Source organism: Bacillus sp. K7, from assembly GCF_053903245.1.
Window position 1 is genome coordinate 2,544,224 of the sequence record NZ_CP096406.1, and the last position, 19,434, is coordinate 2,563,657.

The 19,434-nt window shown below is 45.4% G+C and carries 21 protein-coding genes; 5 read left to right on the plus strand and 16 right to left on the minus strand.

Translation table 11 applies throughout. The features are described from left to right. Positions 1 to 184: 184 nt before the first annotated feature. Positions 185 to 574 (plus strand): TIGR04086 family membrane protein, encoded by a 390-nt coding sequence (locus M1D98_RS13050; protein WP_010331016.1) that lies wholly within the window; start codon positions 185 to 187, stop codon positions 572 to 574. Positions 575 to 626: 52 nt separating this feature from the next. Here the strand turns inward: M1D98_RS13050 and yajC are convergent, their stop codons facing one another. The 9 genes from yajC to iolG all read right to left on the minus strand — a co-directional run bounded on the left by yajC (position 627) and on the right by iolG (position 8,086). After that, on the minus strand, positions 627 to 893 hold the full coding sequence (gene yajC, locus M1D98_RS13055) for a preprotein translocase subunit YajC (RefSeq protein ID WP_003237527.1): 267 nt from the start codon (positions 891 to 893) through the stop codon (positions 627 to 629). Between the two features lie 40 nt (positions 894 to 933). Then, positions 934 to 2,079 carry a tRNA guanosine(34) transglycosylase Tgt gene (gene tgt, locus M1D98_RS13060; protein WP_268534516.1) on the minus strand — a complete coding sequence of 382 codons (1,146 nt, stop codon included), beginning with the start codon at positions 2,077 to 2,079 and terminating at the stop codon, positions 934 to 936. Between the two features lie 26 nt (positions 2,080 to 2,105). Next, the gene (queA, locus tag M1D98_RS13065) at positions 2,106 to 3,134 is read right to left on the minus strand and encodes a tRNA preQ1(34) S-adenosylmethionine ribosyltransferase-isomerase QueA (RefSeq protein ID WP_456279632.1); all 1,029 of its coding nucleotides are present in this window, start codon (positions 3,132 to 3,134) and stop codon (positions 2,106 to 2,108) included. A 29-nt stretch (positions 3,135 to 3,163) separates the two neighbouring features. Then, positions 3,164 to 3,364 (minus strand): DUF2905 domain-containing protein, encoded by a 201-nt coding sequence (locus M1D98_RS13070; protein ID WP_039074629.1) that lies wholly within the window; start codon positions 3,362 to 3,364, stop codon positions 3,164 to 3,166. Continuing rightward, positions 3,357 to 4,361 (minus strand): Holliday junction branch migration DNA helicase RuvB, encoded by a 1,005-nt coding sequence (gene ruvB, locus M1D98_RS13075; RefSeq protein ID WP_010331020.1) that lies wholly within the window; start codon positions 4,359 to 4,361, stop codon positions 3,357 to 3,359. The genes M1D98_RS13070 and ruvB overlap by 8 nt, the downstream gene beginning before the upstream one ends. A gap of 10 nt (positions 4,362 to 4,371) precedes the next feature. Then, positions 4,372 to 4,977 carry a Holliday junction branch migration protein RuvA gene (gene ruvA, locus M1D98_RS13080; RefSeq protein WP_010331021.1) on the minus strand — a complete coding sequence of 202 codons (606 nt, stop codon included), beginning with the start codon at positions 4,975 to 4,977 and terminating at the stop codon, positions 4,372 to 4,374. Between the two features lie 138 nt (positions 4,978 to 5,115). Beyond that, on the minus strand, positions 5,116 to 5,628 hold the full coding sequence (bofC, locus tag M1D98_RS13085; protein ID WP_010331022.1) for a sporulation cell-cell signaling protein BofC: 513 nt from the start codon (positions 5,626 to 5,628) through the stop codon (positions 5,116 to 5,118). A 47-nt stretch (positions 5,629 to 5,675) separates the two neighbouring features. Further along, positions 5,676 to 6,980 carry an MFS transporter gene (locus M1D98_RS13090; protein ID WP_010331024.1) on the minus strand — a complete coding sequence of 435 codons (1,305 nt, stop codon included), beginning with the start codon at positions 6,978 to 6,980 and terminating at the stop codon, positions 5,676 to 5,678. A gap of 80 nt (positions 6,981 to 7,060) precedes the next feature. Next, a complete protein-coding gene (iolG, locus tag M1D98_RS13095; RefSeq protein WP_010331025.1) occupies positions 7,061 to 8,086 on the minus strand; it encodes an inositol 2-dehydrogenase in 1,026 nt (341 codons plus the stop codon). A 234-nt stretch (positions 8,087 to 8,320) separates the two neighbouring features. Between iolG and M1D98_RS13100 the strand changes: the two genes are divergently transcribed. Beyond that, positions 8,321 to 8,968: a phosphotransferase gene (locus M1D98_RS13100; protein ID WP_456279633.1), complete on the plus strand. Its 648-nt coding sequence runs from the start codon at positions 8,321 to 8,323 to the stop codon at positions 8,966 to 8,968. Between the two features lie 44 nt (positions 8,969 to 9,012). Here the strand turns inward: M1D98_RS13100 and M1D98_RS13105 are convergent, their stop codons facing one another. Further along, the gene (locus M1D98_RS13105) at positions 9,013 to 9,135 is read right to left on the minus strand and encodes a hypothetical protein (RefSeq protein ID WP_010330286.1); all 123 of its coding nucleotides are present in this window, start codon (positions 9,133 to 9,135) and stop codon (positions 9,013 to 9,015) included. A gap of 652 nt (positions 9,136 to 9,787) precedes the next feature. On the opposite strand from M1D98_RS13105, the gene M1D98_RS13110 reads away from it, so the two are divergent. Next, complete coding sequence (locus M1D98_RS13110; protein ID WP_435576473.1) at positions 9,788 to 11,242, plus strand: amino acid carrier protein; 1,455 nt, start codon at positions 9,788 to 9,790, stop codon at positions 11,240 to 11,242. Between the two features lie 41 nt (positions 11,243 to 11,283). Here the strand turns inward: M1D98_RS13110 and M1D98_RS13115 are convergent, their stop codons facing one another. From M1D98_RS13115 to nadB, 6 genes are all read right to left on the minus strand, one after another. Next, a complete protein-coding gene (locus tag M1D98_RS13115; RefSeq protein WP_435576472.1) occupies positions 11,284 to 12,006 on the minus strand; it encodes a YebC/PmpR family DNA-binding transcriptional regulator in 723 nt (240 codons plus the stop codon). 93 nt (positions 12,007 to 12,099) lie between these two features. Continuing rightward, positions 12,100 to 12,696 (minus strand): YhcN/YlaJ family sporulation lipoprotein, encoded by a 597-nt coding sequence (locus M1D98_RS13120; RefSeq protein ID WP_121642993.1) that lies wholly within the window; start codon positions 12,694 to 12,696, stop codon positions 12,100 to 12,102. Positions 12,697 to 12,842: 146 nt separating this feature from the next. Continuing rightward, positions 12,843 to 14,006, minus strand: a complete 1,164-nt coding sequence (gene safA / locus M1D98_RS13125; protein WP_456279634.1) for a spore coat assembly protein SafA — start codon at positions 14,004 to 14,006, stop codon at positions 12,843 to 12,845. 115 nt (positions 14,007 to 14,121) lie between these two features. Further along, complete coding sequence (gene nadA / locus M1D98_RS13130) at positions 14,122 to 15,228, minus strand: quinolinate synthase NadA (RefSeq protein ID WP_121642995.1); 1,107 nt, start codon at positions 15,226 to 15,228, stop codon at positions 14,122 to 14,124. Then, positions 15,215 to 16,084, minus strand: coding sequence for a carboxylating nicotinate-nucleotide diphosphorylase (nadC, locus tag M1D98_RS13135; protein WP_121642996.1), 870 nt, complete (start codon positions 16,082 to 16,084; stop codon positions 15,215 to 15,217). Before nadC ends, nadA begins: the two co-directional genes overlap by 14 nt. Further along, a complete protein-coding gene (gene nadB / locus M1D98_RS13140) occupies positions 16,038 to 17,630 on the minus strand; it encodes an L-aspartate oxidase (RefSeq protein WP_121642997.1) in 1,593 nt (530 codons plus the stop codon). The genes nadC and nadB overlap by 47 nt, the downstream gene beginning before the upstream one ends. 102 nt (positions 17,631 to 17,732) lie before the next feature. Here nadB and M1D98_RS13145 point away from each other — a divergent pair, with 102 nt between their 5' ends. Both M1D98_RS13145 and M1D98_RS13150 read left to right on the plus strand, forming a co-directional pair. Then, a complete protein-coding gene (locus M1D98_RS13145; protein WP_456279635.1) occupies positions 17,733 to 18,920 on the plus strand; it encodes an IscS subfamily cysteine desulfurase in 1,188 nt (395 codons plus the stop codon). After that, positions 18,880 to 19,422: a transcription repressor NadR gene (locus tag M1D98_RS13150; RefSeq protein WP_121642999.1), complete on the plus strand. Its 543-nt coding sequence runs from the start codon at positions 18,880 to 18,882 to the stop codon at positions 19,420 to 19,422. The genes M1D98_RS13145 and M1D98_RS13150 overlap by 41 nt, the downstream gene beginning before the upstream one ends. The last annotated feature ends 12 nt before the right edge of the window (positions 19,423 to 19,434 follow it).

Genomic DNA, 19,434 nt, shown 5'->3' on the forward strand with positions numbered 1-19,434 from the left:
ACTCACCATAGGATGCAACAAAACGAACAAATTATGTAAGATGAACAAGTCGATTTCATAAAGCTTTTACGTCTAATTATCGGGATAAGGGAATACATTTTTACAAAGACGAGCCATCAGCATGTCTGATAGCTTTGTTCAAAAAGAACAGAGGCCTTTACATACAGGCAGAGAGGAGACATTCATGGAGGAAACGAAACAAGTTGGAAAAGGCATTCTTTACGGCTTAATCGCCATTTTCTCAGCCATGCTTCTGACGAGCTTAGCCGTTTCACTTTTACTGACGGCAACCTCGCTTGAAGAGTCGTCATTTAACTGGCTGATCACCGCCATCTCATTTCTTTCTTTATTCATCGGCGGGTTTATCTCAGGAGGAAAAGGGAAGGAAAGAGGCTGGATGATCGGGGCGTTGACTGCCTTAAGCTTTTCAGTGATTATTTTGTTGTTTCAGTATTTAGGGTTCGGAATAACATTTACAGCGGAGCAGCTGCTTTACCATCTAGGATTTTTAGGGGTATGCATGCTGGGCGGGATTTTCGGCGTGAATATGAGGGGAAACAGGTCTTCCACATAAAAAAGAGCGGAATCATCCGCTCTTTTTTGTTTGCTATGTATAGCTCCTGCTGTTATTCAGCAGCAGAAACTTCTCTGATCGCGCGGCGGTCGAACGTTAGACGTGTGTTTTCACCAGTCTTAATGACAACTTTGCTTTCGTCGATAGAGTCAACAGTTCCGTGCAATCCCCCGATTGTCACTACTGAATCGCCTTTTTTCAGTTCCTCCTGCATTTGGCGCACAGCCTTTTGCTGTTTTTGCTGAGGACGAATCAGCAAGAAATAAAGGACCGCAAACATTAAAATAATAGGAACCAATGTACCTAAAGTGCCTGTCATAATTTTCACCCCTTTCTGTAAGCCAGTGATTAATTTTTATTTAGAAGCTTTTCGCATTTGGCTTGTTGTAGCCGTAACGCTCAAAGAACTCTTCTCTGAAATCACCCAGACGATCCTCACGGATAGCCTGTCTTACCTGCTCCATTAAGTGTAACAGAAAATGAAGGTTATGATAAGTTGTTAATCGAAGGCCCAATGTTTCGTTGCAGCGGATCAAATGTCTGATATACGCGCGTGTGTAGTTTTTACATGTGTAGCAATCACATTCTTCATCAATCGGACGGAAATCTCTTTCGAATTTCGCATTTTTCATATTGAGACGGCCATCAGCGGTAAACACTGTGCCATTTCTTGCAATCCGAGTAGGCAGCACACAGTCAAACATATCGACCCCGCGGATCGCCCCATCGATCAGTGCGTCCGGAGAACCGACCCCCATCAGATATCTCGGTTTATCCTTCGGCAAAAGCGGTGTTGTAAACTCAAGCACACGATTCATGACATCCTTCGGTTCACCTACAGATAATCCGCCTATAGCATATCCCGGAAAATCAAGAGAAATCAAGTCTTTCGCGCTTTGCGTGCGCAAATCTTCATATTCTCCGCCTTGTACGATGCCAAACAGCCCTTGTTCATCCTGGCGGCTGTGGGCATTCAGACAGCGTTCCGCCCAGCGGCTTGTCCGCTCAACTGAGCGCTTCATATAATCGTACTCTGCCGGATATGGCGGGCATTCGTCAAACGCCATCATAATATCAGAGCCGAGTGCGTTTTGGATTTCCATCGCTTTTTCTGGAGATAAAAACAGCTTGTCCCCATTTAAGTGATTGCGGAAATGGACGCCCTCTTCCTCTATATTACGAAACTTGCTCAAAGAAAAGACCTGAAAACCGCCTGAATCTGTTAAAATCGCGCGGTCCCAATTCATAAATTGATGGAGCCCGCCCGCTTCTTTCACAATATCCTGGCCCGGTCGGAGCCACAGGTGATACGTGTTGCTTAAAATGATGCCCGCATCCATTGCTTTCAGCTCTTCAGGCGACATCGTTTTGACTGTCGCCAGTGTGCCCACCGGCATAAAAACAGGCGTTTCAAAGGAGCCATGGGGCGTATGCACTTTGCCCAGGCGCGCCCCTGTTTGTTTGCATTCTTTTATAAATTCATAGCGTATTGGTTGTTCAGCCACTTTTGGTGAGGCCTCCTGTTCTCAAATTATAGAATCAGCATCGCGTCTCCGAAGCTGAAGAAACGGTATTCCTCTTCCACCGCATGGTTATAGGCGCGCAGAACGTTTTCTCTTCCCGCAAGCGCACTGACCAGCATAATCAATGACGATTTAGGCAAATGGAAGTTTGTAATCATTCCGTCAATGGCTTTAAATTCATAGCCCGGATAAATAAAGATAGATGTCCAGCCGCTTGATGCTTTAAATTGTCCGTCATGCTCCCCGGCAATCGTTTCAAGCGTGCGTGTCGAAGTCGTGCCGACGGAAATGATTCGGCCGCCCTTTTCCCTTACTTTGTTTAAAGCCGCAGCCGTTTCTTCTGACATTTGATAAAACTCTGCATGCATATTATGCTCTTCAACGTCATCGGCACTCACAGGGCGAAACGTTCCAAGGCCTACGTGAAGAGTGATGAACTCAATTTGCACACCTTTGTCACTCAATTGCTGCAAGATTTCTTCCGTGAAGTGAAGGCCTGCAGTAGGCGCTGCGGCAGAGCCGATTTCTTTTGAAAACACTGTTTGGTAGCGTTCTCTGTCATCAAGCTGTTCTTTGATATATGGCGGGAGCGGCATCTCTCCAAGGGATTCCAGCACCTCATAGAAAATGCCTTCATATTGAAATTCTACTTTTCTGCCGCCATGCTCAAGCTCATCCGTACAGACTGCCTTTAATCTTCCATCTCCAAACGTCACTACGGTTCCCTTTTTCACCCGTTTCGCCGGTTTGACAAGCGTTTCCCATTTGTCACCAGCTTCTTGTTTGAGCAAAAGAAGTTCCACTTTCGCGCCGGTATCCTCTTTTGTTCCGAATAACCGCGCCGGGAGCACACGGGTATTGTTCAGCACAAGGCAATCTCCTTCTTTAAAGAAGCTGATAATATGCTTAAACGAGCTGTCAGTCAGCTCTCCCGTATGTTTATCAAGCACCATCAGCCTTGAAGCATCACGCTGTTCCAACGGCACTTGTGCAATTAAACGTTCCGGTAATTCAAAATCAAATAAATCGACTTTCATGATGATTTCACCTTTATTCTAGTCTTTTGTTATTTCATTCTGCCGAAAAGAGTAAGCAAAATTGATAATACCACACTTATGATGATACAAGTGACAACCGGGAAGAAAAACGTGACATTTCCCTTTTTCACAAAAATATCTCCCGGCATCTTGCCGACAACATGCAACACTGCTCCGATGATAAGCAAAACAGCACCAAGAATCATAATGATCTTAGGGAATTCAGTCATATCGGGGAGCCTCCATTTGGAAGTGATGATAAACGGCCGGTGTCACGATCCTTCCACGCGGCGTTCTTTGGATAAAACCAATTTGCAGCAGATACGGTTCGTATACGTCTTCAATCGTATGCGGTTCTTCGCCGATCGTGGCTGAAATGGTATCAAGACCCACAGGGCCTCCGTTAAACTTTTCGATCATGCCCATCAGGAGCTTGTGGTCAATATGGTCCAAACCGAGACGGTCAACCTGAAGCCGCTCCAGCGCATCCTGCGAAATCTCTTCCGTAATTCGGCTGTCACCCAGCACCTGTGCAAAATCGCGGACCCTTCTCAGCAGGCGGTTCGCTACGCGGGGCGTCCCTCTCGATCTTCTCGCGATTTCGAGAGCAGACGGGTTATCAATCTCAACCTCGAATACGTCAGCGGTTCTTGTGACAATGTCCGCAAGCTCTTCTTGCGTATAGTATTCAAGGCGCGACATCACGCCGAATCGATCTCTTAACGGCGCCGTCAAAAGCCCTACCCTCGTCGTGGCGCCTACCAGCGTAAAAGGCGGCAAGTCGAGCCGGACGGAGCGGGCAGAGGGGCCTTTACCGATCACAATATCCAGACAAAAGTCTTCCATCGCAGGATATAGCACCTCTTCAATCGATCTGTGCAGCCTATGTATTTCATCAATAAATAATACATCACCCGGCTCCAGTGCCGTTAATATGGCGGCCAAATCACCAGGTCTTTCAATCGCAGGCCCTGACGTCGTCCGCAATTCCACTCCCATTTCATTAGCAACAATGGAAGCAAGCGTCGTTTTCCCAAGTCCCGGCGGCCCGTACAGAAGAACATGATCCAGCGTCTCCTGTCTCATTTTTGCCGCGTCTATAAATACGCGCAAATTTTCTTTCACCTTATGCTGCCCGATATACTGCGCCAGATTTTGCGGCCTCAAACTTTGCTCTATCATTGATTCATGGTTGTCTGCTTCACTTGAGACGAGCCGTTCATCCATGAACATCACCTTACTTCAATAGTTTTTGTAATGCTTTTTTCACATATTGGTCTGTTGTCAGCCCAGCTTCTTCGTTTAAGTGAGGAAGCACCTTTTTGATTTCTTTTTCAGCGTAACCGAGAACCCTGAGGGCCTCAAGCGCTTCTTCGAGAGCCGTTTCTGCTGTTTGCTTTTCTAGCCTTTCTTCATGATTAAACAGGTTTTCAATCATTTCAGGCACGACATCAGCGAGCTTTCCTTTTAAATCAAGAATAATCTGGCGCGCGGTTTTCTTTCCTACACCAGGAAACTTGACCAAAAAGGCTTCATCCTCATTTTCAATCGCTTGGATAACCGCTCCCGGATCACCTGAGCCTAAAATGGCGAGTGCCCCTTTTGGACCGATTCCGGTCACGTTTAACAGCTTTGTAAAGAGCGCCTTCTCCTCTCTTGTTGAAAAACCGTAGAGCGAAAAAGCATCCTCTCTGATATGATGGTACGTAAAAATCGTTTCTTTGTTTCTCTCCTTGTATATAAACGGATTCGGCGTGAAGATCTGATAGCCAATGCCGCCGTTCTCTATCACAATATATTGGGGAGATACATAATCAATCGTCCCTTTTACAAATTCGATCACGCAAATTCACCTCTTTGACTGTTCTTCATTGTACCATAAAAACAGCCAAAGTCTCATAGAAAAGTTAACATACGTTCGCTTCTCTCTCATTCTTTCACGAAAAAAAAGACATGAATACATGTCTTCAATCAGCGGACGTCAACCGCTGTATGTCTTCATATGTTCTATTACGTCCTCAAACTCCGCTTTCGTCCGAAATGGAATGCCTTTCAGCAGATTTTTTTGCATATGGCTCTCCAGCCTTTCTAAATCAATTTGAAAAAAAGACTGAATCGGTTCGGAATCTGACTCAGGCCGCCCATGAAAGGTGGAAATCACGCCATGATCCGATACACCGATATACCCGTTCACCTTGCTGAGCGGAGAAATATCATCCATTTGCTTCCGGAAGAGTACATAGCCCTTTTTTTGTTCGACAAGCGTCCAGCCGGCATAAGCTGCCCAAAAATCATCCATAGAAAGCACTTTTTCATGCTTATGCTCAATACTGACATCGCCGTCCAAATACACTTTTTCAAGCTGCACATGCACCTGCAGCGGCTCATAGTGCTCCACTTCGGCTCCTAATGCACGGGGAGGAGCAACTATTAGAAATGCTGCGGCTGAGCAAAAAATGCCCAGCAAAAGATACGCCGTGCTGAATCGTTTCACCCTCTACACCTCTTTGCACACGTTTATGACTAGTTTGACCAAAGAGGCTACTGCTTAACCGTTTTCTCGAAATTTGTTTGCACGTTTTCCCTGACAAGCCGTTCCTCCGTCAAGACATCGGCGCTTTGCTCAGAAATCGTCAGGAATTGCGTCAGAAAAGCACTGAAAAAATACAATGCCGCAAAAATCCAAATCACCCCGCCTGCACCGAGCGGGCCAATGAAAAGACTGACGATGCCCGGCGCGATAAACGCACATAAACCAGAACCTAAATTCAACACTGACATGGCAGCCCCTTTATTATCAGGTGCAAGCGTCGGCAAAAGCGCGCTTAATGGCACGTAGCCAGCCAATGCCGCACCGTAACAGCAAGCGATCACCATCAGCACCCAATACTGATGCCCGATCAACTGAGGCGTGTAATAAAGCGCCAGCGTAAAAATGCCGCAACCGACACCGCCAAACCACATCACGGTATTGCGCCAGCCAAGTTTATCTCCGACTGCACCAAATATGATGTTACATACAATATTCACAAAAAACAGCGTCCCCCATATTTGCAGCCATTCCGAAACGGAATACCCGTAACGCGCTAAATAAGTAGGAAGAAAGATGGCAAATCCGAATTGCCCTATGGCATTAATTGTCTTGACCACTCCGCCGATGCCGACCTTAGGGTTTTCAAACATAATTGTAAACGCCTTCGACAGTTCTTTCCATTTCGGCTGATCTGGGTGTACAGGTGTGAATGTATCTCTATTAAAAAATAAGGCGAGGAATCCTCCTGCCGCCACAAATAACAAAGCGCTCCAAAGCGTATTGATTTCTCCAAAGGCCGGAACCGCATAGCTGGAATAGAACGGCCCGAGCACGTTAAGGCCACACGTAAACATAAACCAAAACCAGCCGACGGCTTTTCCAAGAATACGATGAGAGGTGCTGTATGACACCCACACGAGAAAAGAGTATGCAAACAGCGGATATCCCAAGCCTCTAAGTGCATAGCTACCTAAGAGAGCCGGATAATGCATATGAGGAATCGCCCAGCCGATAAAAGCAACCGAACCGAGGATAAATGCAAGCAAACCGACAGTCATCGTTTTTCTTGGCCCCCAAGTTTGGACAAACGTGCCCGACAGCCAAGCCGAGATGGTGACTGCAATGCCATACATGGTAAATAAAGATGCGGATTGCTGCATGCTGAGACCGTGATCAACAAGAAAAGGAGACAGCCAGCCTTGTTCGAGCCCGTCTCCAACCATAAAGATGACAACGCCAATATAACCCCAAACCATGTGAGAAGGAATTCCGATTTTGTTCAAAATAGTTCCTTTACCTTGTGCTGTATTCATTTTCTCCACCGCCTGCTTAAAGTATCAAAGTATCGATGGAGGTTATATACCCAAGCTTTGTGACTGTTAATCCTGCTTGCTCAAAAAGCGATTTTTTCATTGTGCTCGACACTGACAGGCATACCGATAGCAAGAGACTGCTGAGCCGCTCTGGCGATCCGCTCCGCTTGAAAACCGTCGTTGCCCGTGCAGGCGTTTTCCCGGTTTGTGCCGATCGCTTCTGCAAACCGAATCATCTCCTCCTCATACGCATCCTTATAGCGCTCAAGGAAAAAGAAATGCGGTTTATCCTTCATCACGAAATCAGCCGTTGACACTTCGACTGTCGTCGGCCTGCTGTTGTCTGCCGCTGCCGAGCCTTTCGTCCCGAAAACCTCGACTCGCTGGTCATATCCGTACACAGCTTGTCGGCTGTTGTCAATCACAGCCATGGCACCGTTTTCAAATGTCAGTGTAATGACAGCCGTATCAATATCTCCCAGCTCTGCAAAGGATGGATTCACCAAAGCCGCCCCTTTTGCATACACTTCCGTCACTTCGCTTCCCATAATATATCTGGCCATATCAAAATCATGAATCGACATATCCATAAACAAACCGCCAGAAGTGCGGAGATAATCTACATGTGGGGGTTCTGGGTCCCGCGACGTGATTTTTAACAAGTGAGGCGTACCAATTTCACCATTTTCAACAATGGTTTTGATTTTTTTAAAATGAGGATCAAAACGGCGGTTAAAGCCGACTTGAAGTGCAACTCCGTGTTTTCGGACGGCCGCAAGCGCTTCTTTGGTTTCATCTAGAGAAAAACTGATAGGCTTCTCACAAAAAATATGTTTTTTCGCCTCTGCCGCTTCCCTGATCATCTGTGCATGCGTGGCTGTCGGTGAGCAAATAAGAACAGCTTCAATATCAGGGTCATGCAATAAATCACGATAGTCAGAGGTTATGTATTCAATCTGATGGCTCTCAGCCCACCTTTTTATATCGCTTGCCTGATTATCAGAGACCGCCTTTATTTTCATATGAGGAATTCGGCCGATATTTTGAACATGAAGTTTGCCGATGCGTCCAGCACCGATAATCCCTGTCACAATCTGTTTTGTCATTGCTTGTTCCCCCTTGAACATTACGAAAGCGCTTCATTTTAAATTAATACTATCCCATTTGTAAGCGCTTTTCAAGAATGGAAATGATCGCTCTATGTCTCTTTTATCACAATCAAGGCTTATAGATAGCCTTCCTCTTCAAGACCAGATACACTAGATATAGGCTCTTTTTCCGAACAGTTTATGATTTTCCTGCAAACAGCTGCATAAAATAGAGCAAAGAAGGTGAATGAAATGCTGACAAAAGCAGAGGCACTGGCCCATTCAGTCATATACCGCAAGAACAGCAGATTTGATAAAGTCAAAGAAAAGTCTGAAGAATTAACACTAATCGGCAAGGGAAGAAGCGCCTATGTATTTGCCTTAACAGAAGGCAAGCGAAACATGGCGCTGAAAGTATTTTTTCCAGAGTATCAGGCGACAGCCATCAAAGAAGCCGCGATCTATGAAAAATTAGCCGGGTCCGCATTCTACCCTGACATTTACGAAACTGGTGATTCATTTATTCTCATGGAATATATAAAAGGTGAAACCTTTTATAACTGTTTGAAGAAAGGCATTGCGATCAATGACGACATGATTCAGCAGGTTGAAGAAGCACTGTCTGACGCCCGGGCAGCCGGTCTGAATCCGTCAGACATTCATTTGCGGAATTTGATATTGACAGAAACCGGCACAGTGCAGGTGATTGATGTTGCAAGATTCGAACAGATCAAAACGTGTACGCAGTGGGACGATTTAAAATCAGCGTACCATGCGCTCTACAAAAAACCGATATTCCCCAAAAAGATTCCGGGTTTTTGGCTGGAAATTATCGCATTTTTATATAAAAAAGATTGGTTTCAAAAGCATTTCGCACAGTGGAAAAGAAAATATTCTTAAATTGAAAAGGCAGCCGCTTGAGCGGCTGCCTTTTCAATTTATTTTTACTTTCTGCCAGCAGAAATCATTTTCATTTGTTCAGGTGACAGCTTAATCAGATAGCCTCTCACAGTTAAGTAAACCGCTTTTGAGTCTTCCTCTCTGGAATGGCAATACATTTTCTCCATTTCTGTCTCCCCCCACCCTTTATTTGTTTATTTCATCATACCAGCACTTTATTGAGCAAATTTTAAGGAAATGTAAAGATCGTATGAAGGAGAGAAACAAGAAGTTCACACTTGAATATGCCGTAACATCCAACTTATCATATTGTTTTCTTCGATATCGCCGGTTGTCAGTCATCTGTTAAACTCTTATGTATCCCGTAATACCTTGAGCTTAGAGCGGCCAGAGGCGAACTTGTGAATGAAAACAATCTATCTACGGTAATGATCTAGACAGCAGTCCCATCCTGATCAATCACAATACTATGAAAATCGGCCATCACGCTTTACATGATATGGATGAAACGTATGAAGGGATGATCATCGGGTACATGAAGATCCTCCGCAGGCGCCACTGAAGTGATGAAACATGAATCAAGATGAACAGAACTAGTGAAAGACGACCTAATTATAGATTGACGTAGCTTGGCCATTTGCTGTTAAAAGACTTTATCAAAAATTCCCTCAGTTGCCTTATAAAACAACGCGGTATCTCCTTTTCCCCTCCTATTGATAATTACCCGTTATATAATGTGACAAATTAATTGTAGAAATAGTTCAATTAGCCCAAAATCCTTGTTATATATGTATTTAATATGTGCGAGGAGGAAACTTGATGGCAGATTTTGTTACTCATTTAAACGCAGTCTTATGGAGTACGCCCGTCATTTATATGTTATTGGGAGTCGGATTGATCTTTTCTATTATGACCCGTTTTTTACAAGTCAGACATTTGAAAGAAATGATTGTTCTGATGTTCAAAGGGAAGAGCTCTAAAGCCGGTGTTTCTTCTTTTCAAGCATTATCGATTGCACTGTCCGGCCGAGTGGGAACAGGAAACATCGCGGGTGTGGCGACAGCAATCGCCTTCGGCGGACCCGGTGCGGTGTTCTGGATGTGGGCGATTGCCTTTATCGGTGCGGCTAGCGCCTTTGTTGAGTCAACTCTTGCCCAAATGTACAAAGTGAAACAAGACGGCCAATATCGAGGCGGCCCCGCTTATTATATCGAAAAAGGATTAGGCATTAAGTGGTTTGCCATCATATTTGCCGCCGCTGCCCTTATTGCAATGGCCCTGCTGATGCCGGGCGTACAGTCCAACTCTATTGCGGCCGGCGTCCAAAATGCATTTGGCATTTCTCCTGCCATCACAGGCGGTGTTCTCGTTTTATTGTTAGGATTTATCATTTTTGGCGGCGTCAAGCGTATTGCAAGTGCTGCGCAAATGATTGTTCCGTTTATGGCCATTAGCTATATCCTGCTGTCTTTCATCATTATTGTTATGAATATTTCTGAATTGCCTGCAGTGATTTCATTAATTTTCAAAAGCGCGATTGCATTGGACTCCGCTTTTGGCGGCCTGATCGGCATGGCGATTTCTTGGGGTGTCAAACGAGGCATTTACTCAAACGAAGCCGGCCAGGGAACAGGCCCGCATCCGGCGGCGGCCGCAGAAGTTTCCCATCCGGTCAAACAGGGGCTGGTTCAGGCATTTTCGGTTTATATTGACACCTTATTTGTGTGTTCAGCTACAGCTTTCATGATCTTATTTACCGGGATGTACAATACCCAATCTGCAGATGGTTCTTTTATCGTGCATCACCTTAAAGGCGTAGAGGCTGGACCTGGTTTCACTCAAGCGGCCATTGACAACGTCCTTCCCGGATTTGGCGCTGGTTTTGTTGCTATCGCTTTATTCTTCTTCGCATTTACAACGATTATGGCGTATTACTATATCGCAGAAACAAATATCGTCTATTTAGCCCGAGGCAGGGATGGCAAATGGGCCATATTTGGTTTAAAGCTGATTATTTTAGCAGCGACGTTCTACGGAACTGTAAAAACTGCTTCACTTGCTTGGGCATTAGGTGATGCAGGGCTTGGCATTATGGTATGGCTGAACGTCATTGCGATCGTGCTGCTTGCCAAGCCAGCGCTAATCGCTTTAAAGGATTATGAGCGCCAAAAGAAGCAGGGCTTAGACCCGGTCTTTGATCCGAAAGCACTGGGCATCAAAAACGCTGATTTCTGGGAGAAAGAATACACACAGGAAAATGAGCGTGTCTCTTGAATACACCAAAACGGGCTCGAAATGATATCGTGCCCGTTTTTTTATGAGCGCCAATTTGTATATACTTCTTGAACATCATCGTCATCTTCAAGGATGTCGATCAATTTTTCCAGCTTCTCAACAGCCTGATCATCGGCTTCCGCATAAGTTTTCGGAAGCATGGTCACCTCTGCCGAAGAAATTGGATAGTTCGATTCGAGAGTTGTTTTTACGCCTTCAAAACGCTCGGGCTCCGTTAATACCACATAATGATCTTCTTCTGTCTGCAGCTCTTCTCCACCTGCTTCCAGCACATCAAGCATGAGCTCATCTTCATCTATTTGATGTTCTGCACGGTCAATCGTCATAAATCCCTTCCGTTCAAATAAAAAGGACACACATCCGTTTTCCCCCAAACTTCCGCCGTTTTTATGAAAAGCCGTCCGCACATTTGAGGCTGTTCGGTTTTTGTTATCTGTAACACATTCAACCATGACGGCAACCCCGGATGGGGCGTAGCCCTCATAGGTGATTTCCTCATAGTTGCTTCCGTCTTGGTTCCCCGCGGCTTTTTGAATGGCTCGGTCTATATTTTCATTCGGCATATTGGCGCCTTTTGCTTTTTCGATGACAATACGCAATGCTGAATTTGTTTCGGGATCAGCTCCCCCTTCTCTCGCTGCCACATAGATGTCTTTCGCAAGCTTCATAAATATTTTCCCGCGCTTTGCATCCTGCGCATTTTTCCTTTTTTGTATGTTTTTCCACTTGGAATGGCCAGCCATGCTTTCACCTTCTTTTGACATTTTCTATGTACACTTTAATGGTTATTTTTCGCTGATGCAAAGAAAAAGGCTGCCGAGCGGCAGCCTTTCAGTCTAGCGGGTGTTCATTTTGTGCAGCTTTCTGAACAGCCCTTTATCTGTCGACACTTGAACGTCACGGCCATTCGCATAGTTGCGTGCGGCTTTTGTAACATTATCCCTGTCGGACTGAGTGAACTCTCTGTGGCTTCTGACTGCGACAACCACTTTGTCATCCGTTACCATTACTTGGGTGTCAATGACGTTTTTCACTTGTTTCACCCGGTTGGCAATTTTTGCAGCCAGTCTTCTGTTTTCCTGGTTTTCATATCCGTTGTTTGTCGCATTTCGATTCATGTTTCTGTTATTTGTATAGTTATTTGTTCCGTCAGTTGCCAAGGGAACACGATCATCAGCAGTAACACCGTTACGGTTATTCACATTAGTCGTGTTTCGGTTACCGTCGTTCTGGTCCTCCATTAATTCTGTAACAGGACCATCGTTATCGATTCCTTCTCCCTGTCTGTCAGCATCATTTTCATTTGTATAATATCCAATTGGACGGGTATTGCCGTTATTGCGTGTATCATTCTGAGCATTATCGTTTGCTCCGCATGCTGTTAAGCCTGCTGTCATTAGAATCAAGCTCGCGATCGTCATTTTTTTACCCAATGGAAAAACCCCCCGTGGACGAATTGAGCATGTTTGCTCTGTATTATCATGCGCGTCCGAGGGGCATGTTAAGCTTGTCAGTTCTGTCCATTTGCAACAGTCTGCGTGAAACAAAAAAAAGGAACGATTTACATCGTTCCAAATCATCACTCATTTTCTTCTTCCGGCCGGCCAAACATTTGGTTGACAGAAGGCTGATTCGCCATTGGCATAGAAGCTCCGGCCGCATATGGATTTGGGTTTGGATTAGCTGCGCCATACGGCATATAAGGGTTTCCATAAGCTCCCGAATAGCCAGGTGCGGAGAAATATGGCTGATGATTATCGTCACAGCCGCAATCGTCGGGATCATTGTACGGCATGTAGCCAGGAGCCGCAGACGGCTGGTATGCTCCCATCACTTGAGGACTCCCATAATAAGGGCCATATGGCATTTGTCCATAAGGAGATCCATAAGCCGGAGATGCATATTGAGGCGCTCCGTATGAACCGTAATGTCCGTGATGGCTGTTTTCATGATGCTGGTTTTCAAATTGGCCCGGATCATACTGAGGCGATACAAAGCTTGGCTGGTATCCATAAGGCTGAACCATTGGATAAGCTTGTGCCGGATAGTACGGGTAGCATAATCCTGATCCCGGAAGGACTGGTGAAATTGGGACCGGACATGGGACGCAGTGAGCCGGATAATGATAATAAGGCTGAACAGCCGGCCCCGGCATATTCGGAACTGTGTGATGAATATTTTCTTCTTCCATACCGCCTACCTCTGGCGCCTTTGGCATATTAGGCATATTTGGATAATTTGCATTTTCCATATTACTCATAGCCTCCTGTTGTGGAAATTGATCTTGCATGTGATGCATATGATCCATATTTCCGTCATGATGTTTTTTCGGCTCCTCCGGTTTAGGAGGCGACCACGGCTGGAAAAGCTGTTTCATATCATAGTAATCGTTCACATCAGCCTCAGGGTATACATTTTCCTGCAAATTAGGCATCGGCGGGACATACGGCACAGACTCCTTTTCTTTCGGCTTTGTGTCTTCTACGTCAACAACGGACTTAGGCTTTTCTTTCGCATATGGATGTTCTTGCATCATACTCCCGGCCGAAGCCGGACTTTTGCCTGCTAATGGCTCTTTTCTGACCGGTACAGCTTCAGACGGCACTTTTATTTTCATTCCAGGCATGATTAAGTCTGGATTGCTAAGCTGCGTATTGAGTTTTTTCACTTCCTCAATATCAACTCCGTATTTTTCAGCTATTTTCCAGAGCGAATCGCCTTTTTGAACGATATGGATTTTCAACGTTTTCCCCTCCTATGCAAAACGTGAACAGTTCAGCTGAGATTACAATATGTTTCTTCACAACATATGCCCAAACAAAAGAAGTTATGAGTCAGGAGGGGAAATATTTCTGATTCTACGTAATTGAAAGCATACGGTTCAGGGCAAGGAGGGCATCTTGCTGAATGGCTTTCGGCACCTTGATCACGCCTGACGGATCTCCTTTTTCTATTTGTTCCAAAGACCATAGCAAATGCGGCAAATCGATTCGATTCATTGTCAGACACGGGCACATGTCAGGGTTAAGTGATTCGATTTGTTTATCAGGGTGCTCGTGAATGATCCTCTGGACAAGATTCATCTCTGTTCCGATTGCCCACTTGCTTCCCGCCGAAGCCTGGTTGATTGTATCGATAATATATTTTGTTGAACCGCTGTCGTCACTTAGCGTTACGACTTCATGTGAGCATTCCGGGTGTACAATGACCCGAATGTCAGGATCTCGCTCTTTCACATCATGGATATTTTTCACGGTGAATTTTTCGTGAACTGAGCAATGCCCTTTCCACAAAACCACTTTCACATTCTTATGCTCAGATTCGGTAACTAATTCTTCTTTTATCGGATCCCACACAGCCATATCTTCAAGCCTAATGCCTAGATCATAAGCCGTATTTCTTCCTAAATGCTGATCAGGCAAAAATAAAATTCGTTTTTTCTGTGTAAACGCCCATTCAAGCACTTTTTTCGCATTTGAAGAAGTCACGGTCGCCCCGCCATGCTTACCGACGAAAGCCTTGATCTCCGCAGTGGAGTTTACATACGTTAAAGGTATGATCGTATCTCCGAAAGTATGCTGAAGCTTCTCCCACGCCCTATTGGTCTGCTGCATGTCAGCCATGTCAGCCATGGAACACCCTGCTCTCATATCGGGCAGGATAACCGTTTGTTCCGCGCCTGTCAGCATATCAGCGGTCTCTGCCATAAAGTGCACACCGCAAAATACAATATAATCCGCATCTTTATTTTTTTCGGCGATTTGAGCCAGTTGAAGGGAATCGCCTGTTTGATCAGCAAATTGTATCACTTCATCTTTTTGATAATGATGGCCCGGTATAAAGAGCCTGCTGCCGAACTTTTTCTTAATGGCGGCAACACGAGTTTCCATATCTTTTCTCGACATTCCTTTGTAACCTTCAGGCATCATATCATTCGATTGTTTTATCACATCAAGAATTGACATAATGGCATTCCTCCACAGATTCATTTGATAATGTGACATCCATGCTGATATCTAAACTCTTGACCGAATGCGTCAGAAACCCTAATGATATATAATCCACACCCGTCCCTTTAAAAGCAGCCAAAGTTTCTAACGTAATCCCTCCTGAAGCTTCAGTTTTGATATGGTCGGGTGTAAGAGTTGCGAAATGGCGGACCGTCTCTGGCGGACAGTTGTCAAACATAATAACATCCGCTCCTGCATCTATTGCTTCCCGCAGCTGTTCCTCCGTTTCAATTTCCACTTCGATTTTCACCATATGCCCAGCGGCTCGGCGCGCTTTTTGGCACGCCTCTGTAATAGAGCCGCAGGCCGCAATATGATTATCTTTGATCATGATGCCGTCATATAAACCGAACCGATGATTAGACCCGCCGCCGGCTTTGACAGCGTATTTCTCCAGCATTCTCAACCCCGGTGTTGTTTTTCTCGTGTCACAAATTTCAATCTGTTCATCATCCAGCCGCCGCACAGCCTCCCCTGTCATCGTCGCAATTCCAGAAAGCCTCTGAATAAGATTTAATACGACCCGCTCTCCTGATAGAAGCGCAGCTGCCGGACCGCGTAACACGGCAATCACTTCACCTTTTCGCAAAATGTCTCCATCTGTTTTATGTAAACGGGTTTGAACATCTTCGTCTAATAACATAAAGCCTTCTTTTATCACGGCAGCTCCCGCAAAGATGCCATCTGACTTTGCAACAATCTTTGCTTCACAGCTCTGTTCTCCAAATATAGACTGCGATGTAAGATCCCCCATCCCTATATCCTCAAGAAAAAAGTGATTCAGCATTTTTTTCAGCTGTAAATGATTCATTTTTCCAAATCCCCTCGTTTTTTCTAATCTTTGTTCCGGTTTTTGTATGGACAATTTGTCTTCCCTGCCAGCGCTCATCAGAGTGGGGAAAGTCGGTGCGAAAGTGGGCCCCTCTGCTTTCCTCCCTCAAAAGCGCGGACGATGTCATTAGTTTTGCAACCTGCCATAAATGAGAAAGCTCCAGCTGAGATATTGTGATATCCTTCACATTCACTTCCTGATAAGGCAGCATATGAAGCCAGTTGCTTAGCTCAACCAAACTGCTTTGTTCCCGCAAGATGGACATGTGGTTTGTCATTCTGCTTTGCAATTCATACATCTCTGTATTCGGCACCCTGTATACTATAGTTTGTGGAGCAGATTGATATCGGCTGTAATAAGCCGGTTTTTGCATCATATGCTCTGCTGCCCTTTTTCCAAACACCAGGGCCTCTAATAAGGAATTGCTCGCAAGCCGGTTTGCTCCGTGTAAACCGGTGCATGAGGTCTCACCAACTGCATAAAGCCCCGGAACTGTCGTTTCCCCCCATTGATTAACTAAAACACCTCCCATCAAGAAATGCATTCCCGGGGCAACAGGTATTTTTCCGCTTTTTATATCAACCCCTGCTTTTTCACAAATAGCGGTGATGGTAGGGAAACGCGCTTCGAAATCAGAAATCGCGCTGCAGTCGATATAAACGTTGTTTCCTTTTGCCATTTCTTCATGAATTACCCGTGAGACGATGTCCCTTGGAGCCAGGTCACCTAAAGGATGCCGTTCAACCATAACCCGGCGGCCGTGATCATCAACTAAACATCCTCCTTCCCCTCTTACAGCTTCAGAAACAAGCCCGTAGGAAACACCGTTTTTCACAAGCAGTGTCGGGTGAAATTGAGTAAACTCTAAATCAGTTAATTCCGCTCCGGCCCGATAAGCCAGTGAAAGACCGTCACCTGTGACAGAGGGATCGTTTGTATGGTGAAGAAATAGGCTCCCGCATCCGCCAGCCGCCAGCACCACTTCATCCGCATGCCTTACCTTGATCCGCCCTTGGCTGTCTTTTGTCATGATGCCGATACAGCGTCCGTGATCAATTAGCAAATCTGCCGCCGTTTCATGCTCGATTAACTCGATTTTGCTGTTGACCTGTTTCAGCAAATACTCGACAAGCAGCCTGCCTGTTGCGTCTCCCCCTGCATGAAAAATGCGGTTGTGCGAGTGGGCTCCTTCTCTGCCAAGACATACATCGCCTTGATCGTTGCGATCGAATGGAAATTCTCTTTCTAATAAGTTTTGAATCATCCATTTCCCATCATGTAAAACGTCTGCTGCAATAGCTAGATCGTTATGCCCGCACCCGGCATACAGCGTATCCTCCAGATGGGCTTCAATTGAATCAAGCTCTGCATAAGCCGCAGCAATTCCGCCTTGTGCATAGACTGAATTGCTGTTTTTGACGCTTTTTTTTGTGATGACAGTCACTTCGTATGAGGGCGGAAACGCTGACGCTAAGGAAAGCGCCGCCGCCCCTGAACCGATGACTGCAACCGTCTTTTTAGACATATGCCACCCTCCTGTTGTTTACACCTGTCTTGACACCTATATTTACACAACGATAGAATAAACTCAAGAGTTTTTTATGAGAACGGATGGAGGAAAGACCGGATGATTTATTTAGATTATGCAGCAACAACGCCTATTTGTGAGGAAGCCCTTCACGTCTATCAGAAGCTCAGTATGGATATGTATGGCAATGCCAGCAGCCTGCATGACGCAGGTGGAAGAGCAAAACACATATTGGAGTACTGCCGCGAAAAAATCGCTGACATCATTGGCGGAGAAGCAAGCGGCATCTATTTTACAAGCGGCGGCACTGAGTCCAATTTTCTGGCCATTCAATCATTGCTAAACGGACTGCCAAAATCCAAAAGACATTTCATTACGTCTGCCATGGAACATCAATCCATTCACAATTGTGCCGGATTTCTGGAACAGCATGGATTCGATGTAACCATCATTGAACCGAATGAATACGGGCTTATTACCGAGGAAATATTAGCAGCCCATATCCGCCCGGAAACAGGTCTGGTATCTATTCAGCATGCCAACTCTGAAACAGGGATTATTCAGCCCATTCAGCGTCTGTCTTCCTTTCTGCACAAAAGGGATATTCTTCTCCATTGCGACGCTGTGCAAACGTTTGGAAAAATCCCAATTCATACAGACCAACTAGGGATGGATGCACTCTCAGTGTCCAGCCATAAAGTCCACGGGCCTAAAGGAGTAGGTGCGGTCTACATTCGTCCAGGTGTGCCTTGGAAACCCGTCTATCCTCTTACCGCGCACGAACAAGGATTCAGGGCCGGCACGGTGAATGTTCCCGGGATCGGAGCCTTCACTGCCGCTGCGGAGTTAATTGTAAGTGAAATGGATAAACAGTTATCCCGCAATAAGACGTTAAGAACATACTTTTTAGACCAAATCAGCATTCGGTCTCTCCCTGTAACCCTTGCGGCTGACACTTCACAAACGGAATGTCTTTCCCATATTGTCGGGTGTTTATTTCACTCATTTGAAGGACAATATGTTATGTTAGAATGTAATCGGAATAATATTTGCATTTCAACGGGCAGCGCTTGTTCCGCCGGTTATCACGGACCATCTGAAGCAATGAAAGCATTAAGAAAAACAGAACAAGAAGCCCTGCAATTTATCCGCATCTCTTTTGGAAGGCATACAACGGCTGAACAACTGGATCAGTTGTTACATACGTTTACATTGCTTTGGGAACAAAAGAAAGGAGAATTTGATATTGACCGAAGAATTAAAGCTCATGGGCGCCAACAGGCGTGACCAGCTTCTTCTGTGGCTGAAGGAATCCACATCACCGCTAACAGGAGGAGAACTCGCCAAAAAAGCGAATGTTTCAAGACAGGTAATTGTTCAGGATATATCGCTCTTGAAAGCGAAAAATGAACCGATTATCGCTACAAGCCAAGGATATGTGTATATGGATGCAGCCGCTCAGCAGCACCAGCAGACAGAAAGAATTATCGCTTGTCTGCACGGCCCTGAACGGACAGAAGAGGAACTGCAGATCATCGTGGACGAAGGTGTTACCGTAAAAGACGTAAAAATTGAACATCCCGTCTACGGAGATTTAACGGCAGCCATCCAAGTAGGGACCCGGAAAGAAGTAAGCCATTTCATCAAAAAAATCAATTCTACGAATGCCGCCTATTTATCACAGCTGACTGATGGCGTGCATCTTCATACACTGACAGCACCCGATGAATACCGCATCCATCAAGCCTGCCAAGCACTTGAGGAAGCCGGCATTTTAATTAAAGACTAAAAAAAGCCCTTT

Coding starts and splice junctions, on each gene's coding strand:
- nadB (WP_121642997.1), bottom strand. CDS start 17,630: ATGTCTAAAAAGACGGTTGCAGTCATCGGTTCAGGGGCGGCGGCGCTT.
- ruvB (WP_010331020.1), bottom strand. CDS start 4,361: ATGGATGAACGGCTCGTCTCAAGTGAAGCAGACAACCATGAATCAATG.
- M1D98_RS13090 (WP_010331024.1), bottom strand. CDS start 6,980: ATGAATACAGCACAAGGTAAAGGAACTATTTTGAACAAAATCGGAATT.
- yajC (WP_003237527.1), bottom strand. CDS start 893: ATGACAGGCACTTTAGGTACATTGGTTCCTATTATTTTAATGTTTGCG.
- M1D98_RS13110 (WP_435576473.1), top strand. CDS start 9,788: ATGGCAGATTTTGTTACTCATTTAAACGCAGTCTTATGGAGTACGCCC.
- M1D98_RS13100 (WP_456279633.1), top strand. CDS start 8,321: ATGCTGACAAAAGCAGAGGCACTGGCCCATTCAGTCATATACCGCAAG.
- nadC (WP_121642996.1), bottom strand. CDS start 16,084: ATGAATCATTTACAGCTGAAAAAAATGCTGAATCACTTTTTTCTTGAG.
- M1D98_RS13115 (WP_435576472.1), bottom strand. CDS start 12,006: ATGGCTGGCCATTCCAAGTGGAAAAACATACAAAAAAGGAAAAATGCG.
- iolG (WP_010331025.1), bottom strand. CDS start 8,086: ATGACAAAACAGATTGTGACAGGGATTATCGGTGCTGGACGCATCGGC.
- M1D98_RS13105 (WP_010330286.1), bottom strand. CDS start 9,135: ATGGAGAAAATGTATTGCCATTCCAGAGAGGAAGACTCAAAAGCGGTT.
- M1D98_RS13070 (WP_039074629.1), bottom strand. CDS start 3,364: ATGACTGAATTCCCTAAGATCATTATGATTCTTGGTGCTGTTTTGCTT.
- M1D98_RS13145 (WP_456279635.1), top strand. CDS start 17,733: ATGATTTATTTAGATTATGCAGCAACAACGCCTATTTGTGAGGAAGCC.
- M1D98_RS13050 (WP_010331016.1), top strand. CDS start 185: ATGGAGGAAACGAAACAAGTTGGAAAAGGCATTCTTTACGGCTTAATC.
- queA (WP_456279632.1), bottom strand. CDS start 3,134: ATGAAAGTCGATTTATTTGATTTTGAATTACCGGAACGTTTAATTGCA.
- nadA (WP_121642995.1), bottom strand. CDS start 15,228: ATGTCAATTCTTGATGTGATAAAACAATCGAATGATATGATGCCTGAA.